The sequence below is a fragment of the Streptomyces sp. WELS2 genome (assembly GCF_013870595.1).
Lineage (GTDB): Bacteria > Actinomycetota > Actinomycetes > Streptomycetales > Streptomycetaceae > Streptomyces.
Map to the genome: position 1 here is coordinate 1 of NZ_JACBWZ010000728.1, position 3,154 is coordinate 3,154.

5 protein-coding genes and 1 pseudogene are annotated in these 3,154 nt (G+C 72.2%); 3 read left to right on the plus strand and 3 right to left on the minus strand.

Going from position 1 to position 3,154, the window contains the following annotated elements; genetic code table 11:
- Window positions 1-44 precede the first annotated feature (44 nt).
- Window positions 45-323 (plus strand): annotated as a pseudogene (locus H5J33_RS28840) (hypothetical protein); the annotation flags it as partial.
- Between the two features lie 73 nt (window positions 324-396).
- Window positions 397-1,041 (plus strand): HAD family hydrolase, encoded by a 645-nt coding sequence (locus H5J33_RS28845; RefSeq protein ID WP_181797758.1) that lies wholly within the window; start codon window positions 397-399, stop codon window positions 1,039-1,041.
- Here the strand turns inward: H5J33_RS28845 and H5J33_RS28850 are convergent.
- Window positions 1,005-1,268 carry a hypothetical protein gene (locus H5J33_RS28850; protein ID WP_181797759.1) on the minus strand — a complete coding sequence of 88 codons (264 nt, stop codon included), beginning with the start codon at window positions 1,266-1,268 and terminating at the stop codon, window positions 1,005-1,007. The two genes, H5J33_RS28845 and H5J33_RS28850, sit on opposite strands and share 37 nt — an antisense overlap.
- Before the next feature lie 165 nt (window positions 1,269-1,433).
- Between H5J33_RS28850 and H5J33_RS38465 the strand changes: the two genes are divergently transcribed.
- Window positions 1,434-1,817 carry a cold-shock protein gene (locus tag H5J33_RS38465; protein WP_181797760.1) on the plus strand — a complete coding sequence of 128 codons (384 nt, stop codon included), beginning with the start codon at window positions 1,434-1,436 and terminating at the stop codon, window positions 1,815-1,817.
- A 16-nt stretch (window positions 1,818-1,833) separates the two neighbouring features.
- Here H5J33_RS38465 and H5J33_RS28860 read toward each other — a convergent pair whose 3' ends face one another.
- The gene (locus H5J33_RS28860; RefSeq protein ID WP_181797761.1) at window positions 1,834-2,712 is read right to left on the minus strand and encodes a 1,4-dihydroxy-6-naphthoate synthase; all 879 of its coding nucleotides are present in this window, start codon (window positions 2,710-2,712) and stop codon (window positions 1,834-1,836) included.
- The coding region (locus H5J33_RS28865) for a futalosine hydrolase (RefSeq protein ID WP_181797762.1) at window positions 2,699-3,154 on the minus strand (456 nt) is incomplete at its 5' end. The genes H5J33_RS28865 and H5J33_RS28860, both read right to left, overlap by 14 nt.

Genomic DNA, 3,154 nt, shown 5'->3' on the forward strand with positions numbered 1-3,154 from the left:
AGTGAGCGGGGTCTTCGGGAGGGGTCCTACTCGGCCAGGACGGCCTCGGCAACTGGTTCGCCCTGCTCCTCGGCTGGGCCATCGCCTACGGCTCCCGGCGGCTGACCCCGGCGGAGACCAAGTGGGCCGTGATGATCCTGCCCGGCGCGGCGGTCGCGGCCGGCCTGCTGTGGCTGTGGGGCCGCACCGACGGCCGCTGGGGCACCCCGGTCCCGCAGGGCCACATGAGCGACGCGATCGGCGACACCTGGCCGTGGGTGGTCCGGGGCGCGGCGGTGGCGTCGGCGTTGTACCTGGTCTGGCGCTCACAGCGGAAGAGGTAGCACCGGAGCGCCGGCGGCCCGTCCGCCCGTACGGCGCGGGCCCGCCCGGTCCCTCCCGTCCGCACCCGGCAGAATGTCCCCCATGGCCTCCACCCTGACCGTCGGTTTCGACCTGGACATGACGCTCATCGACTCGCGTCCGGGCATCCGCGCCTGCTACCTCGCCCTGGCGGAGCGCACCGGCACGTTCATCGACGCCGACCTCGCGGTGACCCGGCTCGGTCCGCCGCTCGTGGAGGAGCTGGCCCACTGGTTCCCGCCGGAGCGGGTGGCCGAGACGGCCGACCTGTACCGGGCGATGTACCCCTCCATAGCCATCGCCGCGACGCCCGCGATGCCCGGCGCCCGGGAGGCGGTGGACGCGGTGCGCGCGGCCGGCGGGCGGACGATGGTGGTGACGGCGAAGTACGAGCCGAACGCCAAGCTGCACCTCGCCCACCTCGGCATCGAGCCGGACGTGGTCGTCGGCGACCTGTGGGCCGAGCAGAAGGCGGAGGCACTGCGCGAGTACGGCGCGTCCGTGTACGTCGGCGACCACGTCGGAGACGTCCGCGGGGCCCGCGCCGCCGGCGCGTTCTCGGTCGCCGTCGCGACCGGACCGTGCCCGGCCGGGGAACTGGCCGCGGCCGGCGCGGACGTCGTCCTGGCCGGTCTGTCCGCCTTCCCGGAATGGCTGGACGGCTACCGCGAGGCGCCCGGGACGGCCTCCCGCGCCTGACGCCGTCCGGCGGTGACCGAGCGCAGCACACCGGCACCGGCGATGAGGAATCCGACGGCCATGAGCATGCTCAGACCGAACATGTAGGTCGGAAAAGGCTTCGCCCCGAGGAACAACGGGGCCACCGTGACCAGGGTGGCCACCGCCCCGAGGAAGAAGACGACGGCACCGGCCCGGATCAGTCGGTCACCGGGCGCGGCGGAATTCGCTTGGGTTTTGTCACGCACCGGACCAGGGTAGTTCCCTGCGCGAGAGAACAACCGGGGGACGTCTTGTCACCCGCCCGAAGACCATTAGCCTTGGTATCGGCGGGTCATGGTCGACCCGCTCTAGTGCTGTCAAGAGCAGTTTCCGAAGTAGTTTTCCCAACGAGTACGAGGACGAGGACAGACGTGCCTACCGGCAAGGTCAAGTGGTTCAACAGCGAGAAGGGCTTCGGCTTTCTCTCCCGCGACGACGGCGGTGACGTCTTCGTCCATTCCTCGGTTCTCCCCGCCGGAGTCGATTCGCTCAAGCCGGGACAGCGCGTGGAGTTCGGGGTCGTCGCCGGTCAGCGCGGCGACCAGGCGCTGTCGGTGAACGTGCTGGACCCGACCCCCTCGGTCGCCGCCGCCCAGCGCAAGAAACCGGACGAGCTGGCGTCGATCGTGCAGGATTTGACGACCCTTCTCGAGAACATCACCCCGATGCTGGAGAAGGGCCGTTACCCGGAGAAGGCCAACGGCAAGAAGATCGCCGGCCTGCTCCGCGCGGTCGCCGACCAACTCGACGTCTGACCGGGCCCGGACTTCCTCAGGGGAAGTCCAGCGCCTTCGGGCCGAGGGGCGGCAGCAGCCCCTCGGCCGCCGCACGGGTGAGCAGCCCGCGGACCGCCGCGTAGCCGTCCTCGCCGAGGTCGGCCGTGAACTCGTTGACGTACAGCCCGATGTGCTGGTCGGCGACGGCCGGATCCATCTCCTGGGCGTGCGCCATGACGTACGGCCGGGAGGCCTCCGGGTCGTCCCAGGCCATGCGCACGGACGTACGGATCGATTCGGCCAGCCGGGTGAGCGTCTCCGTGCCCAGCGAGCGCCGGGCGATGATCGCGCCCAGCGGGATCGGCAGCCCGGTGGTCTCCTCCCAGTGCTCGCCCATGTCGGCGAGCTTGTGCAGCCCGTAGTTCCGGTAGGTGAACCGGGCCTCGTGGATGACCAGGCCCGCGTCCACCTTGCCGTCCCGTACGGCCGGCATGATCTCGTGGAACGGCATGACCACGATCTCGCCGACCCCGCCGGGCACGGTGTCCGCGGCCCACAGCCGGAACAGCAGGTACGCGGTCGACTTCTCGCTCGGCACCGCGACCGTACGGCCCGTCAGTCCCGAGGCGTGGGAGATGCCCCCGGCGCCCGCCTCCCGGGTGAGTACCAGCGGCCCGCAGCCCCGCCCCAGCGCGCCGCCGCACGGCAGCAGCGCGTACTCGTCGAGGACGTACGGCAGCACGGCGTACGACACCTTCAGCACGTCCAGCTCGCCGCGCTCGGCCATGCCGTTGGTGATGTCGATGTCGGCGAACGTCACGTCCAGCGCGGGCGCGCCGGGCACCCGGCCGTGGGCGAGGGCGTCGAAGACGAAGGTGTCGTTCGGGCAGGGGGAGTACGCGATCGGCAGGGACCGCTGCTCACTGGTGGTCATGTGGGTTCCAACTCTCCAAAGCGGGCGCGAGCTTCCCGAAGCCCTCGGTGAGGGCGGCGAGGGCGTCGCCGATGCGCCAGGCGGCGCGGTCCCGGGGCCCCACCGGGTTGGAGACGGCGCGGATCTCCAGCACGGGCACCCCGTGCGCGGCGGCGGCCTCCGCCACCCCGAACCCCTCCATGCCCTCGGCGAGCGCGCCCGGATGCCGGGAGCGCAGGGCGGCGGCGCGGGCGGCGGTGCCGGTCACCGTGGAGACGGTCAGGACCGTGCCGGTATGGGCGCCGAGGGCCTCGGCGGCGACTCGTACGGCTGATTCGGGCGGGCGGTGGGTGACGGTCCCGAAGCCGAGTTCGGTGACCGGGAGGAAGCCGTCGGCGGTCTCGGCGCCCAGATCGGCCGCCGTGATCGCGTCGGCGACGACGAGCGAGCCGACGGGCGCGTC

Coding starts and splice junctions, on each gene's coding strand:
- H5J33_RS28845 (WP_181797758.1), top strand. CDS start 397: ATGTCCCCCATGGCCTCCACCCTGACCGTCGGTTTCGACCTGGACATG.
- H5J33_RS28860 (WP_181797761.1), bottom strand. CDS start 2,712: ATGACCACCAGTGAGCAGCGGTCCCTGCCGATCGCGTACTCCCCCTGC.